The organism is Pseudomonas sp. EYE_354 (assembly GCF_023148575.1).
Taxonomy (GTDB): Bacteria; Pseudomonadota; Gammaproteobacteria; order Pseudomonadales; family Pseudomonadaceae; genus Aquipseudomonas.
Genome location: NZ_JAHXNQ010000003.1, coordinates 238,637 through 262,436 on the forward strand (window position 1 = coordinate 238,637; position 23,800 = coordinate 262,436).

Consider the following 23,800-nt stretch of genomic DNA (forward strand, 5'->3'; position numbering starts at 1 on the left):
TGCGGTCTTGAGCGGGCCTATGACAATTGCGCAAGGATCGCCTTCATGCTGTTAATGCTCTACCTCATCGCTATCACCGCCGAAGCCATGACCGGAGCCCTGTCTGCGGGACGTCGCGGCATGGACTGGTTTGGCGTGGTGTTGATTGCCTGCGTGACGGCGCTGGGTGGCGGTTCGGTGCGCGATATGTTGTTGGGGCATTACCCGTTGACGTGGGTCAAGCACCCGGAATACCTGGTGCTGACCTCGGTTGCGGCGCTGGTGACGATCTTTATTGCGCCGCTGATGCGGCATCTGCGCTCGCTGTTCCTGGCGCTGGATGCGGTGGGTTTGGTGGCGTTCACCCTGATCGGCTGCATGACCGCCCTGGAAATGGGCCACGGCATGCTGGTGGCGTCGGTCAGCGGTGTGATCACCGGGGTGTTCGGCGGCATCCTGCGGGATATCTTCTGTAACGACATTCCGCTGATTTTCCGTCGTGAGTTGTACGCCAGCGTGTCGTTCCTCGCTGCCTGGTTCTACTTGCTGTGCCTGTATCTGGAACTGCCCAGCGAGCAGGCGATTCTGCTGACGCTGTTCAGCGGCTTTCTATTGCGACTGCTGGCGATCCGCTTTCACTGGGAAATGCCCAAGTTCGTCTACAACGATGATGTGCACTAACGCGTAGCGTGTCTGTTCAGCGCCCATTCCACGTGTTCGCGCACCAACTCCGATGGATAGTCCCTGCGCGCCTTCAAGGCTTCCAGCACCGGAATACTCGAAGGCGCATTGCCCAGGCCCACCGCCAGGTTACGCAGCCAACGCTCGTAACCGGCGCGGCGCAGGGGGGAGCCTTCGGTGCTGCTGAGAAATTTATCCTCATCCCACATAAACAACTCGGCCAGTTCAGCGTTATCCAGGTTATGCCGTGGTTTGAAATCGCTTTCGGTGGTGGGGCGAGCGAAACGATTCCACGGACAAACGATCTGACAGTCATCGCAGCCGAATACCCGATTGCCGATCAGCGGGCGCAGGTCTTCAGGGATCGCGCTCTTGAGTTCGATGGTCAGGTATGAAATGCAGCGCCGGGCGTCCAGCACGTAGGGGCCGATAAAGGCATTGGTCGGGCAGATGTCCAGGCAAGCGGTGCAGCGGCCGCAGTGTTCGGTGCTGTGGGGAGCATCCACCGGCAGCGGCAAGTCGACAAACAGCTCGCTCAAAAAGAAGTAACTGCCGGCCTTGCGATTGAGCACCAGGGTGTTTTTACCGATCCAGCCCAGCCCGGCTTTCTCGGCAATGGCTTTTTCCAGGACCGGTGCGCTGTCGACAAAGGCACGAAAGCCAAACGGGCCGATCTGAGCTTGTATGCGATCGGCCAGTTGCTGCACGCGCTTGCGGATCAGCTTGTGGTAGTCGCGGCCCAGGGCGTAGCGCGAGATGTAGGCTTTATCCGGCTGTGCCAGCAACTGCGCCATTTGCGTGTCGCCTGGCAGATAATCCATGCGCAGCGACACCACGCGCAGTGTGCCTGGCACTAACTCTTCGGGGTGGGAGCGCTTGCTGCCATGGGCGCCCATGTAGTCCATCTCGCCGTGGTAGCCCGCGTCGAGCCAGCGTTGCAGATGCTGTTCATGCTCAGCCAGGTCCAGGCCGCTGATGCCGACTTGTTGAAAGCCCAGCTCGCGGCCCCAGTCTTTGATCGATTGGGCGAGGGCGGGCAGATCGGAGGTAATAGCAGGCATGAGACGCGGGAAACCACAGGTGAGATGCGTATAATTCTGCCAGACATCGGAGCTTGAAGACGCATGCCGCAGACAAAACACGAAATAACCGACGTTCAGTCGCTGTTGCCTGGCCATTTGCCACAACTGCCTGCACGTTCCGCCAGCGCCCACAAAGGCCAGTTCGGCCACCTGTTGGTCGTCGGCGGCGACCGCGGCGTGGGTGGCGCGGCGTTGCTGAGCGCCGAAAGTGCGTTGCGCGCGGGTGCGGGCATGGTGTCGCTGGCAACTCGTATTGAGCACGTGCCGGCGGCCTTGGCGCGTTTGCCGGAGGTCATGACTGTGGGCGTGAGTTCGGCTAACCAGTTGATGGGCTTGCTGGAGAAGATTTCGGTCATCGTCATAGGTCCGGGCCTGGGCGAGGCCGCTTGGGGCAAAAGCCTGTTATCGCTTGCTGCCAATACGAAACAACCCCAGGTGTGGGATGCCGATGCCTTGAATCAGTTGGCCAAGGGCTGCGTGAGCCTTCCCGCCGGCAGCGTGATTACCCCGCACCCAGGCGAGGCTGCGCGACTGTTGGGGGTGTCGACAGCCGAAGTTCAGGCCGACCGCCTTAAGGTGGCGCGCGCGTTGAGCCAGAGATTCAACGCCGTCGCGATTCTCAAGGGAGCTGGCAGTTTGATTGCCAGCCCGGACGGGCGGGTCGCCCGCTGTGACCAGGGTCATCCGGCGATGGCGACGGCGGGTCTTGGCGATGTGCTGGCCGGCCTGGTGGGTGCGTTGCTGGCCCAGGGCATGCCGGCTTATGAGGCCAGTTGCCTGGCCGTGTGGTTGCACGCCACCGCCGGGGAGCGCCAGGGTCTCTCGGGGCGCGGCCTGGCTGCCAGTGATCTGATACCTGCCATTCGTCAATTGTTGGAGGAGCAGTCTCCGTGTCTGAAGTAATCCTTTTTCTGGCCGATGAAGAAGCCATGGTGGCGTTTGGTAATCGTATTGCCCAGGCCACGAAAGGTAAGGGGCTGGTGTTTCTGGAGGGCGACCTTGGCGCCGGCAAGACCACGCTGTCGCGGGGGATTATTCGTGGGTTAGGCCATACAGGCGCGGTGAAAAGCCCCACGTTTACCTTGGTTGAACCCTACGAAATCGACGGCGTGCGCGCTTTTCACTTCGACCTCTATCGCTTGGTAGACCCTGAAGAGCTGGAGTACATGGGTATCCGTGATTACTTCGACGAAGACGCGCTGTGTTTGATCGAGTGGCCAGATAAAGGCACAGGCTTTTTGCCAAAGCCGGACCTGACCATTACCATTACGCCGCATGAAACAGGACGTCAGTTGAAGTTGTTGCCCCAGAGCGCGCGCGGCCAGTCGTGGTGCGCCGCTTTGGCATTGGAATTCAAATAATTGGTGGGGTTAGGTATGCGCTTTCGCGCGTTGGTTGCTGTCGTAGGGGTGTTGCTTGCGGCAATGACTGTCAATGTTCTGGCTGCTTCACAGGTGAAAAGTGTGCGCCTGTGGCGAGCGCCGGATAACACGCGACTGGTGTTCGACCTGTCTGGCCCGGTCCAGCACAGCGTCTTTACCCTCACGGCGCCCGATCGCCTGGTGATCGATATCAACGGTGCGACCCTGGCCGCGCCGCTGAAGGTGTCCACCGCCAATACCCCGATCACTGCCATGCGCTCGGCCCAGCGCACGCCGACCGACCTGCGGGTGGTCATCGATCTGAAAAAGGTCGTGACCCCTAAGAGCTTCTCTCTGGCGCCAAACGCCCAATATGGCAATCGCCTGGTGGTCGACTTGTTCGACAACGCCGCTGATGCCGCTCCGCCGCCTGCGCCGACGCCGAGCGTGGCGACGGTGCCGGCCGTGCCGGTCAACCCGTCGCAGCCCCAGGTCAAGTTGCCACCACCGCCACCAGCCCCGGCCGGCAAACGCGACATCATCGTGGTGATCGACGCCGGCCACGGCGGTGAAGATCCGGGTGCCTCCGGCTCGCGCGGCCAGCATGAAAAAGACGTGGTATTGGCCATCGCCCGTGAGCTGCAACGCCAGATCAACGGCATGAAAGGCTACCGCGCGGAGCTGACCCGTACGGGTGACTACTTCATTCCGCTGCGCGGGCGTACCGAAATCGCCCGCAAGAAGGGCGCCGACCTGTTTGTCTCGATCCACGCCGATGCCGCACCGTCCACCGCTGCGTTCGGCGCCTCGGTGTTTGCCTTGTCTGATCGCGGTGCCACCTCCGAGACCGCTCGTTGGCTGGCCGACAGTGAAAACCGTTCCGACTTGATCGGCGGCGCCGGCAACGTGTCCCTCGATGACAAGGACAAGATGCTCGCCGGGGTACTGCTCGACCTGTCGATGACCGCCTCGCTGACCTCCAGCCTGAACGTGGGCCAAAAGGTGCTGAGCAACATCGGCCGTGTGACTTCGCTGCACAAACAGCGGGTGGAGCAGGCCGGGTTTATGGTGCTGAAGTCGCCTGACATCCCGTCGATCCTGGTGGAAACCGGGTTTATTTCCAACGCCAACGAAGCGTCCAAGCTCGCCAGTGCCAGTCACCAGCAGGCGTTGGCGCGCTCGATCAGCGCCGGTGTGCGCCAGTTCTTCCAGCAGAATCCACCGCCGGGCACCTACATCGCCTGGCTGCGTGACTCCGGCAAAATCGCCCAGGGCCCGCGTGACCATCGCGTACAGCCCGGTGACACGCTGGCGATGCTGGCGGTGCGTTTCCAGGTGTCGGCGGCAGCCTTGCGCAACGCCAATAACCTGAAGACCGATGAGCTGAAAGTGGGCCAGGTGTTGACTATCCCCGGCACTGAATTGGCGGCGCAGTAATGAGCGAATCAACCTTGAATAACGGGTCGCGCATTGAGCTGCTCAGTCCGCGCCTGGCCAACCAGATTGCCGCTGGCGAAGTTGTCGAGCGTCCTGCGTCGGTGATCAAGGAGCTGCTTGAAAACAGTATCGACTCCGGCGCCAAGCGCATTGATGTCGACGTGGAGCAGGGTGGCGTCAAGCTGCTGCGGGTGCGTGACGACGGCAGTGGCATATCCTCCGATGACCTGCCGCTGGCGCTGGCCCGCCATGCCACCAGCAAGATCCGCGACCTGGAAGACCTTGAACGGGTGATGAGCCTGGGCTTTCGCGGTGAGGCCCTGGCCTCCATCAGCTCCGTGGCCCGCCTGACCCTGACCTCACGCACCCGCAGCGCCGACCAGGCCTGGCAAGTGGAAACCGAAGGCCGCGACATGGCGCCTCGAGTTCAACCGGCGGCGCACCCTGTGGGTACGTCCGTAGAGGTGCGTGACCTGTTCTTCAACACCCCGGCGCGGCGCAAATTTCTCAAAGCCGAAAAAACCGAATTCGATCACCTGCAGGAAGTGATCAAACGCCTGGCCCTGGCCCGTTTCGACGTGGCGTTTCACCTGCGCCATAACGGCAAGACCATTCTCAGCCTGCACGAAGCCCATGACGACGCGGCGCGCGCGCGGCGTGTGTCGGCGATCTGCGGCGCGGGCTTTTTGGAGCAGGCGCTGCCGATCGAGATCGAGCGCAATGGCCTGCGCTTGTGGGGCTGGGTCGGGTTGCCGACGTTCTCCCGTAGCCAGGCGGACTTGCAGTATTTCTTTGTGAACGGTCGCGCGGTGCGCGACAAGCTGGTGGCCCACGCGGTGCGCCAGGCGTATCGCGATGTGCTGTTCAATGGCCGGCATCCGACGTTTGTACTGTTTTTTGAAGTCGATCCGGCTGTGGTCGACGTGAATGTGCACCCGACCAAGCACGAAGTGCGCTTCCGCGACGGGCGCATGGTGCATGACTTCCTCTATGGCACCTTGCACCGCGCCCTGGGTGACGTGCGCCCAGATGACCAACTGGCGGCGCCGATCGTCACAGCGGTGGTGCGCCCGAGCGGCCCCGAGGCCGGTGAGTTTGGTCCTCAAGGCGAAATGAGCCTGGCGGGCAACTTGCTGCAATCGCCGCCTCCGCAGCCTGCGTATACGGCGTCGGGTTCCGGTGCGGGTGCGGGCTATCAATACCAATACACGCCGCGCCCGCAATCGGCGGTGCCGGTGGCCGAGGCCCGTGCGGCCTATCGCGAATTTTTTGCGCCATTGCCGGGGGCTGAGTCCGGCGCTGCCGCGGCCTTGCCGGAAGGCGGCGGTGATATTCCGCCGTTGGGTTATGCGCTGGCGCAACTCAAAGGCATCTATATCCTCGCCGAAAACGCCCATGGCCTGGTGTTGGTGGACATGCACGCCGCCCACGAGCGGATCATGTACGAACGCTTGAAGATCGCCATGGCCAGCGAAGGCCTCAGCGGCCAGCCGCTGCTGGTGCCGGAGTCCCTGGCGGTCAGCCAGCGTGAAGCCGACTGCGCCGAAGAGCACCACAGCGTGTTCCAGAAGCTGGGTTTCGAGCTGCAGCGGCTGGGTCCGGAAACCCTGGCGATCCGCCAGATTCCTGCGCTGCTCAAGCAAGCTGAAGCCAACCGGCTGGTGGCTGACGTGCTGGCAGACCTGATGGAATATGGCACCAGTGACCGTATCCAGGCGCACATCAACGAACTGCTCGGCACCATGGCCTGCCACGGTGCCATTCGCGCCAATCGTCGCCTGGCCTTGCCGGAAATGAATGGCCTGCTGCGCGACATGGAAAACACCGAGCGCAGCGGGCAATGCAACCATGGCCGACCGACCTGGACCCAAATGGGCCTGGACGATCTGGACAAACTGTTCTTGCGCGGCCGCTGATGAGTGCCTTGCCCCCCGCTATTTTCCTGATGGGCCCCACTGCCGCCGGCAAGACCGACCTGGCTATCGAGCTGACCAAAGTGTTGCCGTGCGAACTGATCAGCGTCGATTCCGCCCTGGTATACCGGGACATGGACATCGGCACGGCCAAGCCGTCCAAAGAACTGCTGGCCCAGCATCCGCATCGGCTGATCGACATTATCGATCCAGCCCAGAGCTATTCTGCGGCCGACTTTCGCACCGACGCCCTGGCGGCTATGACTGAGATCACCGCGCGGGGCAATATTCCGCTGCTGGTGGGCGGCACGATGCTCTACTACAGGGCTTTGCAGGACGGCCTGGCGGATATGCCGCCGGCTGACGCCCAGGTCCGCGCCGAGCTTGAAGAGCAGGCCGCACGTCTTGGCTGGCAAGCCCTCCACGACGAGTTGACGGCGGTAGATCCGGTGTCGGCTGCGCGGATTCACCCGAATGACCCTCAACGCCTGAGTCGCGCGTTGGAAGTCTGGCGCGTCAGCGGTCAGACCATGACTGAACTGCGGCTGAAACAATCTGCGCAAAGTGCTGATCCAGGCGCATCTGGACAGTCACAATTGCCCTATACTGTGGCGAATCTGGCCATCGCTCCGGCAAATCGCCAGGTGCTGCATGAACGAATTGCGCAAAGATTCACAATTATGTTGGAACAGGGGTTTATCGACGAGGTCGTAGCACTGCGTTCACGAGGTGACCTGCATCCGGGGTTGCCTTCGATACGTGCTGTAGGCTACCGCCAAGTCTGGGATCATCTGGATGGCAAGCTGACGTCAGCCGAAATGCAGGAGCGCGGCATCATTGCCACGCGCCAATTGGCAAAACGCCAGTTCACCTGGTTGCGCAGCTGGAGCGATTTGCACTGGTTGGACAGCCTGGACAGCGACAATCTGTCACGCGCCTTGAAATACTTGGGAACGGTCTCCATATTGAGCTGAGTCCTTGCAATTGCCGTCTATCCTTGGGGGTGCGACGGCCATAAGCTACCTATTTTCCGATTTTTTATTATTGATCCTTAAAGGAGTGCGGCACATGTCAAAAGGGCATTCGCTACAAGACCCTTACTTGAATACTTTACGTAAAGAGAAAGTGGGGGTTTCCATCTATCTGGTCAACGGTATCAAGCTGCAAGGCACGATCGAATCGTTCGACCAGTTCGTGATCCTGCTGAAAAACACCGTAAGCCAGATGGTTTACAAGCACGCTATCTCGACAGTAGTCCCAGTGCGTCCAATCCGTCTGCCTAGCGCAGCGGGCGACGAACAAGGTGACGCTGAGCCAGGTAACGCCTGATAGGAGTCTCCTTTGTTCTTTGAGCGCCACGGTGGTGGTGAGCGAGTCATCCTCGTTCACTTGGATGGACAGGACCCTGAGGCGCGCGAAGATCCGCAGGAGTTTCAGGAGTTGGCAAATTCGGCCGGCGCCGAGACCGTTGCGTTTTTTAACGTGCCGCGTCATCGGCCAACCGCCAAATTTCTGATTGGCAGCGGCAAGGTCGAGGAACTGCGCGACCTGGTCCACGCCGAAGAAGCCGATCTGGTGATCTTCAATCACACCCTCACGCCGAGTCAGGAACGTAACCTCGAACGGGTTTTCGAGTGTCGCGTGATCGACCGTACCGGCCTGATCCTCGATATTTTCGCCCAGCGCGCCCGTACTCATGAAGGCAAGCTCCAGGTCGAACTGGCCCAGCTTGATCACATGAGCACCCGCCTGGTTCGCGGCTGGACTCACCTTGAGCGTCAGGGTGGCGGTATCGGCATGCGTGGTCCGGGTGAAACCCAGCTGGAAACCGACCGGCGTCTGCTGCGGGTCCGGTTGCGTCAGATCAAGGGTCGCCTGGAAAAAGTGCGCAGCCAGCGCGAACAATCGCGACGTGGACGTTTCCGTGCGGATATCCCTACCGTTTCCCTGGTGGGCTACACCAACGCTGGCAAGTCCACGCTCTTCAACAACGTGACAAAGTCCGACGTGTACGCGGCTGACCAATTGTTTGCCACCCTCGACCCGACTTTGCGCCGTCTGGACATCGACGACCTGGGGCCGATCGTTCTGGCCGATACCGTGGGTTTCATTCGTCACCTGCCCCACAAGCTGGTCGAGGCATTTCGGTCTACGCTCGAAGAGTCGAGCAATTCCGACCTGCTGTTGCACGTGATCGATGCGGCCGAACCGGATCGCATGCTGCAGATTGAACAGGTCATGGTGGTGCTGGGCGAGATTGGCGCCCAGGACTTGCCGATCCTTGAGGTCTATAACAAACTCGATTTGCTTGAAGGCGTTGAGCCACAAATCCAGCGCGACGAGAACGGCAAACCCCAGCGGGTCTGGCTGTCGGCGCGAGATGGCAGTGGTTTGGAGCTGCTTGAACAGGCCATTGCCGAATTGCTCGGCAGCGATTTGTTTGTCGGCACCTTGCGCTTGCCTCAGCGTTTTGCTCGACTGCGTGCACAGTTTTTCGAGCTGGGCGCGGTACAGAAAGAAGAACACGACGAAGAAGGTGTCAGCTTGCTGGCCGTTCGATTGCCGCGCTCGGAGCTCAATCGGCTGGTCAGCCGCGAAGGCGTTGTACCGACAGAGTTCATCGAACAACACACTTTGCAATAAAAGCCTCCTAAAGCGGTTGTGCCGCAGTAGCAGGCATTCTGTAGCATTGGTCGGCGCGCCGTGGGTGCGTCTTTGCTTTATCAGATGGAGAGCGCTATGGCTTGGAATGAGCCGGGTGGCAACTCGAATAATCAGGATCCTTGGGGTGGTAAACGCCGCAATAATGGCGACCGCAAGGGGCCACCAGATCTCGACGAGGCCTTCCGAAAGCTGCAGGAAAGCCTGAATGGGTTGTTCGGTGGTGGGAAAAAACGTGGTGGTGACGACGGCGGTCGCACAAGCAAGGGCGGTGGCTATGGCCTGCTGGGCCTTGGTCTTGTCGTGCTGGCGGCCGTTTGGCTGTACAGCGCCGTCTATGTGGTGGACGAGCAGGAGCAGGCCGTGGTGCTGCGCTTCGGCAAGTACTACGAGACGGTCGGGCCAGGCCTGAACATCTACTTCCCGCCGATCGACAAGAAGTACATGGAGAACGTCACGCGTGAGCGTGCCTACACCAAGCAGGGCCAGATGCTGACCGAAGACGAGAACATCGTCGAAGTGCCGCTGACCGTGCAGTACAAGATCAGCAATCTGCAGGACTTCGTGCTGAACGTTGATCAGCCGGAAATCAGCCTGCAACACGCAACCGAAAGCGCCTTGCGCCACGTGGTGGGTTCCACCGCCATGGACCAGGTGTTGACCGAAGGTCGTGAACTGATGGCCAGCGAAATCAAGGAGCGCCTGCAACGGTTCCTCGATACCTATCGCACCGGTATCACCGTGACCCAGGTGAACGTACAGAGCGCAGCCGCACCGCGTGAAGTGCAGGAAGCCTTCGACGACGTGATCCGCGCCCGTGAAGACGAGCAGCGTTCGCGTAACCAGGCTGAAACCTACGCCAACGGCGTCGTGCCGGAAGCCCGTGGTCAGGCCCAGCGCATCATTGAAGATGCCAACGGTTACCGCGACGAAGTGGTCTCCCGTGCCAAAGGTGAGGCGGATCGCTTTACCAAGCTGGTCGTGGAGTACCGCAAGGCCCCTGAAGTCACGCGCCAGCGTCTGTATCTGGACACCATGCAGGAAGTCTTCAGTAACACCAGCAAGGTCCTCGTGACCGGCAGCAAAGGTGGGCAGAACAACCTGCTGTACCTGCCGCTAGACAAGATGATCGAAGGTGGTCGTAGCGGCACCAGCGCGCCGTCCACCGGTTCGAATGCCGCTGCCAATGAAGCGAGCGCCCGTGCGGCCGCTGACTTGCTGCAACAGCAAACACGTACCAGGGAGAGTCGTTGATGAGCAATAAATCGCTGACCGCCCTGATTGTGGGCGTCGTCGTGGTCATCGCTGCCTGGAACTGCTTCTACATCGTGGCTCAGACCGAGCGTGCGGTGCTGCTGCAATTCGGTCGCGTGGTCCAGGCGGATGTCCAGCCAGGCCTGCACGTGAAGGTCCCCTACGTCAACCAGGTGCGCAAGTTCGACGCTCGCCTGATGACTCTGGATGCACCGACACAGCGCTTCCTGACGCTGGAAAAGAAAGCCGTGATGGTTGATGCCTACGCCAAGTGGCGCGTCAAGGATGCCGAGCGCTTCTACACCGCGACCTCCGGCCTCAAGCAGATTGCCGACGAGCGCTTGTCGCGCCGTCTGGAGTCGGGCCTGCGTGACCAGTTTGGTAAGCGCACCCTGCACGAGGTTGTATCCGGTGAGCGTGACGCGCTGATGGCTGATATCACGCGTTCGCTGAACACGATGGCTGAAAAAGAGCTGGGTATCGAAGTGGTCGATGTCCGGGTCAAGGCGATCGACCTGCCCAAAGAAGTGAACCGCAGTGTGTTCGAACGTATGAGCACCGAGCGTGAGCGTGAGGCTCGTGAGCACCGCGCCAAGGGTAACGAACTGGCCGAAGGTATCCGTGCGGACGCTGACCGTCAGCGTCGTGTCCTGCTGGCAGAGGCTTATCGCGAGTCTGAAGAGGCCCGTGGTGATGGTGATGCTCAAGCCGCGGCTATCTATGCCAAGGCTTACGGTCAGGACCAGGAGTTCTATGCGTTCTATCGTAGCCTGCGTGCCTACCGTGAAAGCTTCGCGAACAAAACCGACGTCATGGTGCTGGACCCAAGTAGCGACTTCTTCCGCTACCTGGAAAAATCCAAGTAATCAGCTCGTCACTGTGTAGGACGCACTCCGTCGGGCGGCTAAAACGCCTGGCGGGGTGATCCTTTCAGAAAACGGGTGTATGATGCGGCAGCCGGGAAATTCCCGGCTTTTTTGCGTCTGCATGTTTGATTCGGCAGGCGTGACAGGTTTTTCGAGGAAAGTGCCCGACGAGGCCGGTTACAGGTCGTTCGTCACGTCGCTCTTGCGCGTGGTTTATGCAGGTGGCGGGTATTTTCTGCTTCACTCAAGGCTCGGCCGAGGGCTGGCCGCCCGGATCATAGGGGAATGGCGTAATGGCAACGGTAGACCGCTGGCTGCTGCCAGATGGCATCGAAGAAGTACTGCCACCGGAAGCTGCGCGCATCGAAGTAGCGCGCCGCCAGGTGTTGGATCTGTTCCAGAGCTGGGGTTACGAGTTTGTCGTGACCCCCCATATCGAGTACCTGGAATCCCTGCTGACCGGCGCGGGCCAGGACCTGGATCTGCGCACCTTCAAGGTCATCGACCCGCAATCGGGCCGGCAAATGGGTTTCCGTGCGGACATCACGCCGCAGGTTGCGCGCATTGATGCGCACACCTTGCGCCGTGAAGGCCCGAGCCGCCTGTGCTATGCCGGCAGCGTGTTGCATGCGCAGCCGCGTGCCTTGTCGTCTTCCCGCAGCCCGATCCAGCTGGGCGCCGAGTTGTACGGCGACGCCAGCCCGAGCAGCGATGTTGAAGTGATCAGCTTGATGCTGGCCATGTTGCAACTGGCCGACGTGCCCGATGTCCACATGGACCTTGGCCATGTTGGTATCTACCGTGGCCTGGCCCGTGCGGCCGGTTTGTCCGGTGAAGTGGAGCAACAGTTGTTCGATGCTCTGCAACGCAAGGCTATCGATGAAGTCATCGCGTTGACCGAAGGCGTACCTGCCGACCTAGCCGGCATGCTGCGTTCACTGGTGAACCTGTGCGGCGGCCGCGAGGTGCTGGTGGCTGCCCGTGAGCGCCTGGCTAACGCGCCGGCGCCGGTGCTGGCTGCGCTGGACGATGTGCTGGCGATTGCCGAGCGGCTGTCGGCACGCTTCCCGCAGTTGCCGCTGTACTTTGATTTGGGCGAATTGCGCGGCTACCACTATCACACCGGTGTGGTGTTCGCGGTGTTTGTCCCGGGTGTTGGCCAGGCCATCGCCCAAGGCGGTCGTTATGACGATATCGGCGCCGACTTCGGGCGCGCCCGTCCGGCGACTGGCTTTTCCACCGATTTGAAAACCCTGGTGACCCTGGGGCGTGCTGAGGTCGAGCTGCCGTCCGGTGGCATCTGGATGCCCGACAGTACGGACGCAGCACTCTGGCAGCAGGTTTGCCAGTTGCGCAGTGAGGGTCAACGTGTTGTCCAGGCCTTGCCTGGTCAGCCATTGGCCGCCGCCCGTGAAGCGGACTGCGACCAGCAATTGATTCTGCAGAACGGGCTTTGGCAAGTAACGCCACTGGCTTCTTGAGTTTTCCTGCCGGCCATCGCCGGCACCAAGTTTGCGCGAATGAGGACAAGTGTTATGGGTAAGAATGTCGTAGTCCTGGGCACCCAATGGGGTGATGAGGGCAAAGGCAAGATCGTTGATCTGCTGACCGAACATGCTGCCGCCGTAGTGCGCTACCAAGGTGGTCACAACGCTGGCCACACCCTGGTCATCGATGGCGAAAAAACCGTTTTGCACCTGATCCCGTCGGGCGTGCTGCGCGAAGGCGTGCAGTGCCTGATCGGCAACGGCGTGGTGGTTGCACCCGATGCCCTGCTGCGCGAGATCACCAAGCTGGAAGAGAAAGGCGTACCGGTGCGCGAGCGCCTGCGTATCAGCCCGTCTTGCCCGCTGATCCTGTCCTTCCACGTTGCGCTGGACCAGGCCCGTGAAAAGGCGCGTGGCGAGCTGAAGATCGGTACCACCGGTCGCGGTATCGGTCCGGCCTACGAAGACAAGGTGGCTCGTCGCGGCCTGCGTGTGGGCGATCTGCTCAACATGCCGCGTTTTGAAGACAAACTGCGTGAACTGGTGGACTACCACAACTTCATGCTGGTCGGTTACTACAAAGAACCGGCCATTGAATTCGACAAGACCCTGGCCGAGTGCAAGGAATACGCGGAGCTGCTCAAGCCGCTGATGCTGGATGTGACGGCCGAGCTGCACGACCTGCGCCGCGCCGGCAAAGACATCATGTTCGAAGGCGCCCAGGGTTCGTTGCTGGACATCGACCACGGCACCTACCCGTACGTGACCAGCTCCAACACTACTGCTGGTGGCGTTGCGACCGGTTCGGGCGTGGGGCCGATGTTCCTGGACTACATCCTCGGCATCACCAAGGCTTACACCACCCGTGTAGGTTCGGGCCCGTTCCCGACTGAGCTGTTCGACGCCGTCGGTGCGCACCTGGCCAAGCAGGGTCACGAATTCGGCGCGACCACCGGCCGTGCTCGTCGTTGTGGCTGGTTCGACGCTGTCATCCTGCGTCGTGCCATCGATGTGAACAGCATCTCGGGCATCTGCCTGACCAAGCTGGACGTACTCGACGGCCTGGAAACCATCAACATCTGCGTCGGCTACCAAGATGCACAAGGCAACAACGTTGCGCCGACCGACGCTGACAGCTACGTGGGCCTGCAGCCTGTGTACGAAGAAGTGCCGGGTTGGACCGAGTCGACCGTGGGTGCCAAAACCCTGGAAGAGCTGCCGGCCAATGCGCGTGCCTACATCAAGCGTGTCGAAGAGCTGATCGGTGCGCCGATTGACATTATTTCGACGGGCCCGGACCGCAACGAGACCATCGTTTTGCGTCATCCGTTCGCTTAATAAGCCGTTGATGTAAATAGCAAAAGGGCTCCCTCGGGAGCCCTTTTTCGTAGTCGCTCACTAAGCGGCACGACCCTTGCTGTGTTTCTCTTTTTCGCGGTGCTATCAATTTACTGGCACCCGTGGTGGAGGGATTCCCGATGTCTGCCGTTCTCTCATTGTTACAAAGCCGTCTGTTGCGGCCTGTGTTCGTTACCCTCGGTATCGCACTTTTGGTGCAAGTGCTGGTCGCGGTCGCGCTAACCCGGAGCACCGTCACTGCACTGGAAGCAGAGTTGGGCAGTCGCCTGGGTATCGATAGCCAGAAGTTGTCGGGCGAGTTGGCCCAAGCCGGCAAGGAAGTCACCTCCAGTCTGGACAGCTTGTCCGCCAGTACCCGGCAGCGTCTGACCGCCGGGCTTTCCACGCGTTTGCAGCAAGAGCAGAAGCAGTTGCGTGCGACGCTGGAGAAAGACCTGCAAGACTCCGCCAACGACATGGCGCAGTTGCTGGCCTCGGTGGCGCCCCGTGCCATGTGGGACAGTGACGTGCCGACCCTGTCGGAGTTTGCCCGGCGTGCCCAGCGCAACCCCAACGTGTTGTTTGTGGTCTACGACGACGCGGCGGGTGAGCATTTGACCCGCTACCTGAATCGCGAAAATCCGATCAACAAGGCACTGCTGGAAAAAGGCCAGGGCGACCGCGCCTTGGACAAGGTGCTCAGTGCTGCCAAAAACGACCCTTCGGTGTTTTACGTCGAGGCGTCCATCAGCCCCAATGGCGTAGAGATTGGCAAGGTGCTGATGGGCGTGTCCACCGCGTCGGTCGAGGCGGACCTGCAAGCGCTGGACAAGCGTTTCGCCGCCCTGATCGCCAGTGGTGATCAGTTGGTCGGTGACAGTCTCAAGGGCGCCGCGGCAGATAGCGCGGCGGCGATGGGGGCCCGTCTGCAATCGGCGCAAGCCACCGCCACTCAAATGGCCGCCAACACCACCGGTGCCGTTCAGGAGGCTGCGGGCACTTTGCGCTGGCGCATCGGAATGGGGCTGGCCGTGGTCGGTTTCGGCGTATTGCTGCTGATCGCGGTCGTGCTCGGTCGTCGTGTGGTCAACCGCCTCAAACTGTTGATCGCGGCCATGGATGACCTGGCGGCGGGTGAGGGCGACCTGACCAAGCGTGTGCAGATCAGCAGCAAGGATGAAATCGGCGATATGGCCTCGGCGGTCAATCGCTTTGTGGATAAGTTGCAGCCGATCGTGCGTGAAGCCGGGGATGTCGCTCAGCGTACCGGTGTGGAAATCGGCGCCATGACCCTGCGCAATTCGGGGGCTGATGCGGCGGCGGGCCTGCAACGCGACGAAGTGGCCGAAAGCTTGCGCGCGCTGTCGCAAATGGCCGACGAGGCCCAGGCCGAAAGCCATGCCATGCAGGCCGCGTTGCAGCAGGTGGTGGATATCCGCCAGGCAACGGATGAAAACGCGCGCACGTCGGCTGAAGTCGGTGGATTGATCGAAGCGCTGGCGGGGCAGGTTCAGGCAGGGTCTCAGGTGATCGAGCGCCTAGCCCAGCAAAGCGAACAGATCGAGGTGGTGTTGACGGTCATCCATGGCATCGCCGAGCAAACCAATTTGCTGGCCCTCAATGCGGCCATTGAGGCGGCCCGTGCCGGTGAAACCGGACGCGGCTTTGCAGTGGTGGCCGACGAAGTACGGGCGCTGGCGAGCAAAACTCAAAGCTCCACCGGAGATATCCAGGCGCATATCGTCGCTTTGCAGCAAGGCGCGCGGGAGGCGGTAGAGACCATCGGCAAAGCCGGGCGGCAGGCGAACGAAGGGTTATTGGTGTTGCGTGACAGCGTGCGTTTGCAGCAGACGGTGCAGGCATCGGTGGAGCAAGTGCATGCCGCGATCGGCCTGGCTACCCGCGCCGCTGAGCATCAGGCCCAGGGCGCGCACGCGGTGCGTGGCCGGGTTGAGGTGATCCACGCCCAGGCCGAGCGCGCGGCCCAGGCGGTGGTGGAGACCACCGCCAGTGGCAAGGTGCTGGATGGCCTGGCGGCGCAGTTGAAGGCGAGCCTGGGGCAGTTCAGGGCCTAGCGTCGTTATCGGGGGTAAGCCCCTCCCACAGGTTGAAAGGCATTCAAAATGTGGGAGGAGGCTTGCCTCCGATAGCCCCTTCAGCGACTCAGGTACATCCGTGTCGTCAGCAAATAGACCGGCAACCCCGACACCAGAATCAACAGCGCCGCATAAGGCGCTGCCGCCGCAAACTCCACATTCGAAGTGTGTGCCCATACTGCCGTCGCCAGGGTATTCAACCCGGTCGGACTGAGCAGCAGCGTCGCCGTCAATTCCTTCATCGCGTCCAGGAACACCAGCGCAAACGCCGCGCCCAATGCCGGGAAGATAATCGGCAGGGTCACCCGGCAAAACGCGCTGAATGATGACGCGCCCAATGTGCGTGCGGCCTCTTCCAATTGCGGCGCCGCTTTGTTCAATGCGGTGCGGATCGGCGCCTGGGCCAGCGGCAGAAACAGCAGCGCGTAAGCGATCAGCAGCAGGCCTGACGTCTGGTAGAGCGCGGGCACGTAATGCAGGGCGAAATACACCAGTGTCAGAGCGATCACCAGGCCGGGCAGGGCGTGCAGCAGGTACGGCAAGCGTTCGGCCCAGATCGCCAATTGGCCTTTGTAGCGCACCACCAGCAGTCCCACCGGCACTGCCAGCACCAGGCACAGCGCGGCGCCACCCAGTGACAACGCCAGCGAGGACAACAGTGCTTCAGTGATCTGGGCCACGGGAAACGCGGCGGACGAACCCACCGCCAGCCAATAACCGAGCATCGCCAGAGGGATGCCGCTGCCAATAACAGCCAACGCCAGGCAATACAGCTGGCCCACGGGCGCCCACTTGCCCAGTTTGACCTGCTCGGCATGCCGCGCCGCACCCTGGCCGATACGCACATGACGGCCCTTGCCGCGCACACGCAGCTCCAGCCACAGCAGTGTCAGGCACATCACCAGCAGCACCGCCGAGAGCATCGCTGCGTTGGCGTTGCTGAATTCCAATTCGAACTGCTGATAGATCGCGGTGGTGAAGGTTTGCAGGCCGATGATCGACAGCGCGCCGAACTCCACCAGCATGTGCAACGCGATCAGCAGCGCACCGGCCAGCAACGAAGGCCACAGCAACGGCAGCGTGATGCGTCGGAACACGCCCCAGCGATTCAGCCCCAGCGTGCGGGCGGATTCTTCCAGGGAGGGGTCAAGATTGCGCAAGGTCGCCGCCACCGGCAAAAACACCAGCGGGTATTTGGACAGGCTCATCACCAGAATCGCGCCGCCCAACCCTTCGAAGGAAGCGCTCAGCGACACCCAGGTAAAACTGCTGACAAACGCCGGTACCGCAAACGGCAGGCACAGGATCACCCCCCAGATGCGCCGCCCTGGCAGGTTGCTGCGCTCGAGCAGCCAGGCCAGGGACAAACCGATCACGCCGCAGGTCACGGTTACGCCGACCATCAGCGCCAGGGTGTTGCGCAACAATCCGAACACATAGGGGCGCCATAGCAAATGTACGGCCTCTTGCCACCCTGCCTGCCAGGCCTTAAGGCCGACATAGGCCAGTGGCAGCAGGCTCAAGCCCACCAGAAACAGTACTGGCAACAGCAGCCAGATCGACGGGCGCTTGCGTCGCGGACTAAAACCCCCGCGCAGGGCGGGGGCGGGTAGCGATGGGTTCATCAGTTCAAGCCAACCTCACGTTCCAGATCCAAGGCTTCTTCAGCGTTGCCAAGGTCCGCCGGGGTGACTTTCGGCGGCTGCAGTTCATTGAACGGTTTGAGTCCACGATTGGACTCCATGCCCTTGCGTAGCGGGTATTCCGCCGAGGTGTTGGTGATGACGCGCTGGCCTTCTTCGCTGGTCATGAACGCCAGCAGTTGCTGGGCTTCCTTGGGGTGCTTGTTGGATTTGAGTGCAGCAGCGGAAGACACGGTGATCAGGCCGCCGGCATCGCCGCCGGTGAAGTAGTGCAGTTGGGAGTCCAGGTTGGTTTTTTCCTTCTTCAGGGCAAACCAGTAGTAGTTGTTCACCAGTACGGTAGCCACTTCGCCGTTCTCCACGGCTTTAAGGGCGACCATATTGTTGCTGTAGACCTTGCCGAACGCGCGCAGGCCGGTGAGCCATTCTTCGGCCGCTTCACGCCCGTGCAACTTGATGATCGCCACGGCCTGTTCCTGGAATGCGCCGCTGGTGGGTACGAAGCCGACTTTGCCTTGCCATTCGGGGCCGGCGAAATCGAGCACCGACTTGGGCAGGTCTTTTTCGGCGATCAGTTTGGGGTTGAACGCTACGACGCGGGTGCGTGCGGTCACGCCCATCCAGTCGCCGTTGCGGCCTACGTAATCCTTGGGCAGAACGTTGAGGGTGCTGGCGTCGATCTTCGCCAGCAGGCCTTGCTCGCCGAGTTTGTTCAGTGGCGGCGATTCTTCGGTGTAGATCACGTCGGCGGGTGAGCGCTCGCCTTCTTCGACGACCTGGCTGGCCAACTGGTTGCTGCTGCCTTTGCGCACGTTGACGTGAATACCGGTCTTGGCTTCGAAGGCTTTGGCGAGTTCATCGCCGACTTCTTTATGTTGGCCGTTGTACAGGGTCAGGGAAACCTTGTCGGCGCTATAGGCGGTGGGTGAGAGCAGGGTCAGGCCGAGCAGAGTGATGGTCAGGCCACGCAGAAGGGATGTCTTGGAACGGGTATCGCGGATCATCATCCGGGGTTTTCCTCACTTGAGTGCAACAAATCATTGCAAGGATAAACGATAAAACTTCTCAAGTGCGGAGGAGGGGGGAATTGCTGCAGGCGTTTTTGAACCCCGGAAACGAAAAAACCCGCTTTCGCGGGTTTGATCTGAATTTGGTGCCCAGGAGAAGACTCGAACTTCCACGACCTTGCGATCACCAGCACCTGAAGCTGGCGTGTCTACCAATTTCACCACCTGGGCATTATCAAGCAACGTTGCCGCTGTTGATGTGGCGAACTATACGGCGGGCTTTTTGATCTGTAAACCCCTGATTCAAAAAAATAAATCGAGATTCACGTTAAAAATCAAAGGCCTGAAACGAAAAAACCCGCTTTCGCGGGTTTGATCTGAATTTGGTGCCCAGGAGAAGACTCGAACTTCCACGACCTTGCGATCACCAGCACCTGAAGCTGGCGTGTCTACCAATTTCACCACCTGGGCATTATCAAACAACGTTGCCGTCGTCGATGGCGCGCACTATACGGAGCAGCTTTTGCGCTGTAAACCCCCGGCATCAAAAAAGGCTGGAAAATTTCGCCAATGGTCGTGCAAGGTACGCTCAGAGGGTCATAAAGGGCTTTAAAAGGCTTGTTGAAGCCTGAAATTTCCCGTTTCAATACGCGTATGCCAAACTAACCCGCATATAGACAAGGTGAAAACTCTCTAATGGCCGATTGGCAGTCCCTCGATCCAGAGGCCGCTCGTGAAGCGGAAAAATATGAAAACCCTATTCCTAGCCGCGAACTGATCCTGGCGCACCTCGCCGATCGGGGTTCGCCTGCTAGCCGTGAGCAGTTGGTTGAAGAGTTCGGTTTGACCACCGAAGACCAGCTCGAAGCCCTGCGCCGCCGTTTGCGTGCCATGGAGCGCGACGCGCAACTGATCTACACCCGCCGTGGCACCTATGCGCCGGTAGACAAGCTCGACCTGATCCTCGGTCGCATCGCCGGTCACCGTGATGGCTTCGGCTTCCTGATCCCGGACGACGGCAGTGACGACTTGTTCATGAGCCCGGCGCAAATGCGTCTGGTGTTCGATGGCGACCGTGCCCTGGCGCGCGTTTCCGGCCTGGACCGTCGCGGTCGTCGTGAAGGCGTGATCGTTGAAGTGGTGTCCCGTGCCCACGAGTCCATCGTCGGCCGTTACTTCGAAGAAGGCGGTATCGGCTTCGTCGTGCCGGACAACCCAAAGGTCCAGCAGGAAGTGCTGATCACGCCTGGCCGCAATGGCGCCGCCAAGGTCGGTCAGTTCGTCGAGGTGAAAATCACCCACTGGCCGACTGCGCGCTTCCAGCCACAGGGCGATATCGTCGAAGTGGTTGGCAATTACATGGCGCCTGGCATGGAAATCGATGTTGCCTTGCGCACCTACGATATTCCTCACGTCTGGCCTGAGGCTGTGCTCAAAGAAGCCGCCAAGCTCAAGCCGGAAGTCGAAGATAAAGACAAAGAGAAGCGCATCGATCTGCGTCATCTGCCGTTCGTCACCATTGACGGCGAAGATGCCCGCGACTTCGACGATGCGGTTTACTGCGAAGCCAAGCCTGGCAAACTGCGCCTGTTCTCCGGCGGCTGGAAGTTGTTCGTCGCGATTGCCGACGTGTCCAGCTACGTGAAGATCGGTTCGGCCCTGGATAATGAAGCTCAGGTACGCGGCAACTCCGTGTATTTCCCTGAGCGGGTGATCCCGATGCTGCCTGAGCAGCTGTCCAACGGCCTGTGCTCCCTGAACCCGAAAGTCGACCGTTTGGCCATGGTGTGCGAGATGACCATCTCGAAAACCGGCGAAATGACCGACTACCAGTTCTACGAGGCGGTGATTCATTCCCAGGCGCGCCTGACCTACAACAAGGTCAGCACCATCCTGGAAACGCCGAAGACCAGCGAAGCCAAAGCCCTGCGTACCGAGTACGCCGGTGTCGTGCCGCACCTCAAGCAGCTTTACTCGCTGTATAAAGTGCTGCTGGGCGCTCGTCATACCCGTGGCGCGATCGATTTTGAGACCCAGGAAACCCGGATTGTCTTCGGGTCCGAGCGCAAGATCGCCGCGATCACTCCGACGACCCGCAACGATGCGCACAAGCTGATCGAAGAGTGCATGCTGGCAGCCAACGTAGCCACTGCTGAATTCCTCAAAAAGCACGAAATTCCTGCGTTGTACCGCGTGCACGACGGCCCGCCGCCGGAGCGCCTGGAAAAACTGCGTGCCTTCCTCGGCGAACTCGGCCTGTCCCTGCACAAAGGCAAGGACGGCCCGACGCCGAAGGACTATCAGGCACTGCTGGCAAGCATCAAGGATCGTCCGGATTACCACGTGATTCAGACCGTGATGCTGCGTTCGTTGAGTCAGGCGGTGTACAGCGCCGATAACCAAGGCCACTTCGGCCTGAATTACGAGGCGTACACCCACTTCACGTCGCCGATTCGTCGTTACCCGGACTTGCTCACGCACCGCGCCATCCGCAGCGTGATCCATTCCAAGCAGAACACCCCGCACGTCCAGCGTGCTGGTGCCATGACCATTCCGAAGGCGCGTATCTACCCGTACGACGAAGCGGCCCTGGAACAGTTGGGTGAGCAGTGCTCCATGAGCGAGCGCCGCGCCGACGAAGCCACCCGTGACGTCGTGAACTGGCTCAAGTGCGAGTTCATGAAGGACCGCGTGGGCGAGTCGTTCCCGGGTGTGATCACCGCCGTGACCGGCTTTGGCCTGTTCGTCGAACTGACCGATATTTACGTCGAAGGCCTGGTGCATGTCACCGCGTTGCCGGGTGACTACTACCACTTTGACCCTGTGCACCACCGCCTGGCGGGCGAGCGCACTGGTCGCAGCTTCCGCCTGGGCGACACCGTGGAAGTGCAGGTCATGCGTGTCGATCTTGACGAGCGCAAGATCGACTTCGGTATGCCTGACAAGCCTGCCGAATCGCCGACGGGCCGTAAAAAGCGCGGCAGCGAAACCGCAGCGCCGGCGACCAAAGGTAAAGGTGCTCCTGCTAAAACCGCTGAGCCTGAACCGGCCAAGGCCGGTCGGCGTTCGTCGGCCAAGGACAAGGCCCCTGAAGCCTACCGCCCCAGCGACGCAGCGGCTAAAAATGCTGAATTGCGCAAAAGCCGCGAGTTGAAGCAGCAGTTGCTCAACGAAGCCAAAAGCGGTGGTAAAGCGGCGTCTGGGGGAAAGTCCCACGCGGCGGAAAAACCGTCGAGCAAACCCAGTAAGCATCGTAAAGGCCCGCCAAAAGCGGGTTCGGCCCCCGCGAAAAGCGGCGGGTCGCGCAAACCTAAGGCCAAGTCATGAGTCTGGAAAAAATCTACGGCGTGCATGCCGTAGAAGCACTGCTGCGTCACCACCCAAAACGCGTCAAGCAAGTATGGCTGGCCGAAGGGCGCAGCGAGCCACGCGTACAAGCGCTGGTTGAGCTGGCAACCCAAAACAAGGTTGCCATCGGTCAGGCCGAGCGTCGTGAAATGGACGTGTGGGTAGAAGGCGTTCACCAGGGTGTGGTTGCGGACGTCAGTCCAAGCCAGGTCTGGGGTGAGGCGATGCTCGATGAACTCCTCGATCGTACCGAGGGTGCTCCGCTGCTGTTGGTGCTGGACGGCGTGACCGACCCGCACAACCTTGGCGCTTGCCTGCGTTCGGCCGATGCGGCCGGTGCGCTGGCGGTGATCGTGCCCAAGGATAAGTCGGCTACCCTGACGCCCGTCGTGCGTAAAGTGGCCTGCGGCGCGGCGGAAGTGATTCCCCTGGTAGCCGTGACCAACCTGGCGCGCACCCTGGAGAAACTCCAGCAGCGCGGCTTGTGGATCGTGGGCACGGCGGGGGAGGCGCAGGTCAGCATTTATGACCAGGACCTCACCGGCCCAACCATCCTGATCATGGGCGCAGAAGGCAAGGGTATGCGTCGCCTGACCCGTGAGCATTGCGATTACCTGGTGCACCTGCCGATGGCCGGTAGCGTCAGCAGTCTCAACGTGTCGGTTGCGACCGGCGTGTGCCTGTTCGAAGCCCAGCGCCAACGTGGTGCCAAGAACGCAGTCGCTTCGCGCAAGTCGTAAGCGGCTGGCTTCAAGCTGCAAGTTCACAGCGGGGTGGGTGACCACTTGTAGCTTGCAGCTTGCAGCTTCCCCCCTGCTCCTCTACTATTGCGCCCCTTGCCCACTCGGCAGGCACGCATGTGCCTCCCCTGCGGCGAGATCCATAAGTGTCATTCACTCCTTGTCTGACCGTTTTTGAGCGGCAGGCTACAACCCGTAAGGAGCATTCATGCGTCATTACGAAATCATCTTTTTGGTCCACCCGGATCAAAGCGAGCAAGTCGGCGGCATGGTTGAGCGTTACACCAAGCTGATCGAAGAAGACGGCGGCAAAATCCACCGTCTGGAAGATTGGGGCCGTCGTCAACTGGCCTACGCAATCAACAATGTTCACAAGGCTCACTACGTGATGCTGAACGTTGAGTGCACTGGCAAGGCCCTGGCCGAGCTGGAAGACAACTTCCGCTACAACGATGCAGTGATCCGTAACCTGGTCATCCGTCGCGAAGAAGCCGTTACCGGCCAATCCGAGATGCTCAAGGCTGAAGAAAACCGCAGTGAGCGCCGTGAGCGTCGCGACCGTCCTGAGCACGAAGGCGCTGATAGCGCTGATAGTGATGACAGCGACAGCAGCGATAACGCTGACGAGTAATCCACGGACCTTATTAAGGAGCCTATCAAATGGCACGTTTCTTCCGTCGTCGTAAGTTTTGCCGCTTCACCGCTGAAGAAGTGAAGGAGATCGATTACAAAGATCTCAACACTCTGAAAGCCTATGTATCCGAGACCGGCAAAATCGTTCCAAGCCGTATCACCGGTACTAAAGCACGTTATCAGCGTCAGCTGGCTACCGCTATCAAGCGCGCCCGCTTCCTGGCCCTGCTGGCCTACACCGACAGCCACGGCCGCTGAGACCGGGCAGTCGACA

The 23,800-nt window shown here is 60.7% G+C and carries 20 protein-coding genes and 2 tRNA genes; 17 read left to right on the forward strand and 5 right to left on the reverse strand.

What is annotated here, in order from left to right:
• Positions 1-45 precede the first annotated feature (45 nt).
• Entirely contained in the window at positions 46-660 is a 615-nt protein-coding gene (locus KZX66_RS05705) for a trimeric intracellular cation channel family protein (RefSeq protein WP_124361016.1), read from the forward strand.
• Here the strand turns inward: KZX66_RS05705 and queG are convergent.
• The gene (gene queG, locus KZX66_RS05710; RefSeq protein WP_248077417.1) at positions 657-1,721 is read right to left on the reverse strand and encodes a tRNA epoxyqueuosine(34) reductase QueG; all 1,065 of its coding nucleotides are present in this window, start codon (positions 1,719-1,721) and stop codon (positions 657-659) included. The genes KZX66_RS05705 and queG overlap by 4 nt on opposite strands.
• A gap of 63 nt (positions 1,722-1,784) precedes the next feature.
• Here queG and KZX66_RS05715 point away from each other — a divergent pair, with 63 nt between their 5' ends.
• From KZX66_RS05715 to KZX66_RS05770, 12 genes are all read left to right on the forward strand, one after another.
• Positions 1,785-2,645: an NAD(P)H-hydrate dehydratase gene (locus tag KZX66_RS05715; RefSeq protein WP_248077419.1), complete on the forward strand. Its 861-nt coding sequence runs from the start codon at positions 1,785-1,787 to the stop codon at positions 2,643-2,645.
• On the forward strand, positions 2,633-3,103 hold the full coding sequence (gene tsaE, locus KZX66_RS05720; protein ID WP_068937583.1) for a tRNA (adenosine(37)-N6)-threonylcarbamoyltransferase complex ATPase subunit type 1 TsaE: 471 nt from the start codon (positions 2,633-2,635) through the stop codon (positions 3,101-3,103). Before KZX66_RS05715 ends, tsaE begins: the two co-directional genes overlap by 13 nt.
• A gap of 15 nt (positions 3,104-3,118) precedes the next feature.
• Entirely contained in the window at positions 3,119-4,540 is a 1,422-nt protein-coding gene (locus tag KZX66_RS05725; protein WP_248077421.1) for an N-acetylmuramoyl-L-alanine amidase, read from the forward strand.
• 14 nt (positions 4,541-4,554) lie between these two features.
• Positions 4,555-6,456 carry a DNA mismatch repair endonuclease MutL gene (gene mutL, locus KZX66_RS05730; protein ID WP_248077717.1) on the forward strand — a complete coding sequence of 634 codons (1,902 nt, stop codon included), beginning with the start codon at positions 4,555-4,557 and terminating at the stop codon, positions 6,454-6,456.
• Entirely contained in the window at positions 6,456-7,427 is a 972-nt protein-coding gene (miaA, locus tag KZX66_RS05735) for a tRNA (adenosine(37)-N6)-dimethylallyltransferase MiaA (protein ID WP_248077423.1), read from the forward strand. The genes mutL and miaA overlap by 1 nt, the downstream gene beginning before the upstream one ends.
• Before the next feature lie 94 nt (positions 7,428-7,521).
• Entirely contained in the window at positions 7,522-7,782 is a 261-nt protein-coding gene (gene hfq / locus KZX66_RS05740) for an RNA chaperone Hfq (RefSeq protein WP_003188059.1), read from the forward strand.
• Positions 7,783-7,794: 12 nt separating this feature from the next.
• Positions 7,795-9,096 carry a ribosome rescue GTPase HflX gene (gene hflX / locus KZX66_RS05745; protein ID WP_248077425.1) on the forward strand — a complete coding sequence of 434 codons (1,302 nt, stop codon included), beginning with the start codon at positions 7,795-7,797 and terminating at the stop codon, positions 9,094-9,096.
• Positions 9,097-9,192: 96 nt separating this feature from the next.
• The gene (gene hflK, locus KZX66_RS05750; RefSeq protein WP_017526418.1) at positions 9,193-10,368 is read left to right on the forward strand and encodes an FtsH protease activity modulator HflK; all 1,176 of its coding nucleotides are present in this window, start codon (positions 9,193-9,195) and stop codon (positions 10,366-10,368) included.
• Positions 10,368-11,234, forward strand: a complete 867-nt coding sequence (gene hflC, locus KZX66_RS05755; RefSeq protein ID WP_010213607.1) for a protease modulator HflC — start codon at positions 10,368-10,370, stop codon at positions 11,232-11,234. The genes hflK and hflC overlap by 1 nt, the downstream gene beginning before the upstream one ends.
• Before the next feature lie 293 nt (positions 11,235-11,527).
• Complete coding sequence (locus KZX66_RS05760) at positions 11,528-12,715, forward strand: ATP phosphoribosyltransferase regulatory subunit (protein WP_248077428.1); 1,188 nt, start codon at positions 11,528-11,530, stop codon at positions 12,713-12,715.
• Positions 12,716-12,769: 54 nt separating this feature from the next.
• On the forward strand, positions 12,770-14,059 hold the full coding sequence (locus KZX66_RS05765) for an adenylosuccinate synthase (RefSeq protein WP_248077431.1): 1,290 nt from the start codon (positions 12,770-12,772) through the stop codon (positions 14,057-14,059).
• A 140-nt stretch (positions 14,060-14,199) separates the two neighbouring features.
• Positions 14,200-16,134 carry a methyl-accepting chemotaxis protein gene (locus KZX66_RS05770; RefSeq protein ID WP_248077434.1) on the forward strand — a complete coding sequence of 645 codons (1,935 nt, stop codon included), beginning with the start codon at positions 14,200-14,202 and terminating at the stop codon, positions 16,132-16,134.
• 80 nt (positions 16,135-16,214) lie between these two features.
• On the opposite strand, the gene KZX66_RS05775 is transcribed toward KZX66_RS05770, so the two are convergent.
• From KZX66_RS05775 to KZX66_RS05790, 4 genes are all read right to left on the reverse strand, one after another.
• On the reverse strand, positions 16,215-17,780 hold the full coding sequence (locus KZX66_RS05775; protein ID WP_248077437.1) for an iron ABC transporter permease: 1,566 nt from the start codon (positions 17,778-17,780) through the stop codon (positions 16,215-16,217).
• Positions 17,780-18,805, reverse strand: a complete 1,026-nt coding sequence (locus tag KZX66_RS05780) for an iron ABC transporter substrate-binding protein (RefSeq protein ID WP_248077440.1) — start codon at positions 18,803-18,805, stop codon at positions 17,780-17,782. The genes KZX66_RS05775 and KZX66_RS05780 overlap by 1 nt, the downstream gene beginning before the upstream one ends.
• Positions 18,806-18,949: 144 nt before the next feature.
• Positions 18,950-19,036, reverse strand: a tRNA-Leu gene (locus tag KZX66_RS05785).
• Positions 19,037-19,189: 153 nt separating this feature from the next.
• Positions 19,190-19,276 (reverse strand) — tRNA-Leu (locus KZX66_RS05790).
• A gap of 225 nt (positions 19,277-19,501) precedes the next feature.
• On the opposite strand from KZX66_RS05790, the gene rnr reads away from it, so the two are divergent.
• The 4 genes from rnr to rpsR all read left to right on the forward strand — a co-directional run bounded on the left by rnr (position 19,502) and on the right by rpsR (position 23,784).
• On the forward strand, positions 19,502-22,132 hold the full coding sequence (rnr, locus tag KZX66_RS05795; protein WP_248077443.1) for a ribonuclease R: 2,631 nt from the start codon (positions 19,502-19,504) through the stop codon (positions 22,130-22,132).
• Positions 22,129-22,893 carry a 23S rRNA (guanosine(2251)-2'-O)-methyltransferase RlmB gene (gene rlmB / locus KZX66_RS05800; protein WP_248077446.1) on the forward strand — a complete coding sequence of 255 codons (765 nt, stop codon included), beginning with the start codon at positions 22,129-22,131 and terminating at the stop codon, positions 22,891-22,893. The genes rnr and rlmB overlap by 4 nt, the downstream gene beginning before the upstream one ends.
• Before the next feature lie 208 nt (positions 22,894-23,101).
• Positions 23,102-23,524 (forward strand): 30S ribosomal protein S6, encoded by a 423-nt coding sequence (gene rpsF, locus KZX66_RS05805; RefSeq protein ID WP_003171371.1) that lies wholly within the window; start codon positions 23,102-23,104, stop codon positions 23,522-23,524.
• A 29-nt stretch (positions 23,525-23,553) separates the two neighbouring features.
• Positions 23,554-23,784, forward strand: coding sequence for a 30S ribosomal protein S18 (gene rpsR, locus KZX66_RS05810; RefSeq protein WP_003171373.1), 231 nt, complete (start codon positions 23,554-23,556; stop codon positions 23,782-23,784).
• Positions 23,785-23,800 lie beyond the last annotated feature (16 nt).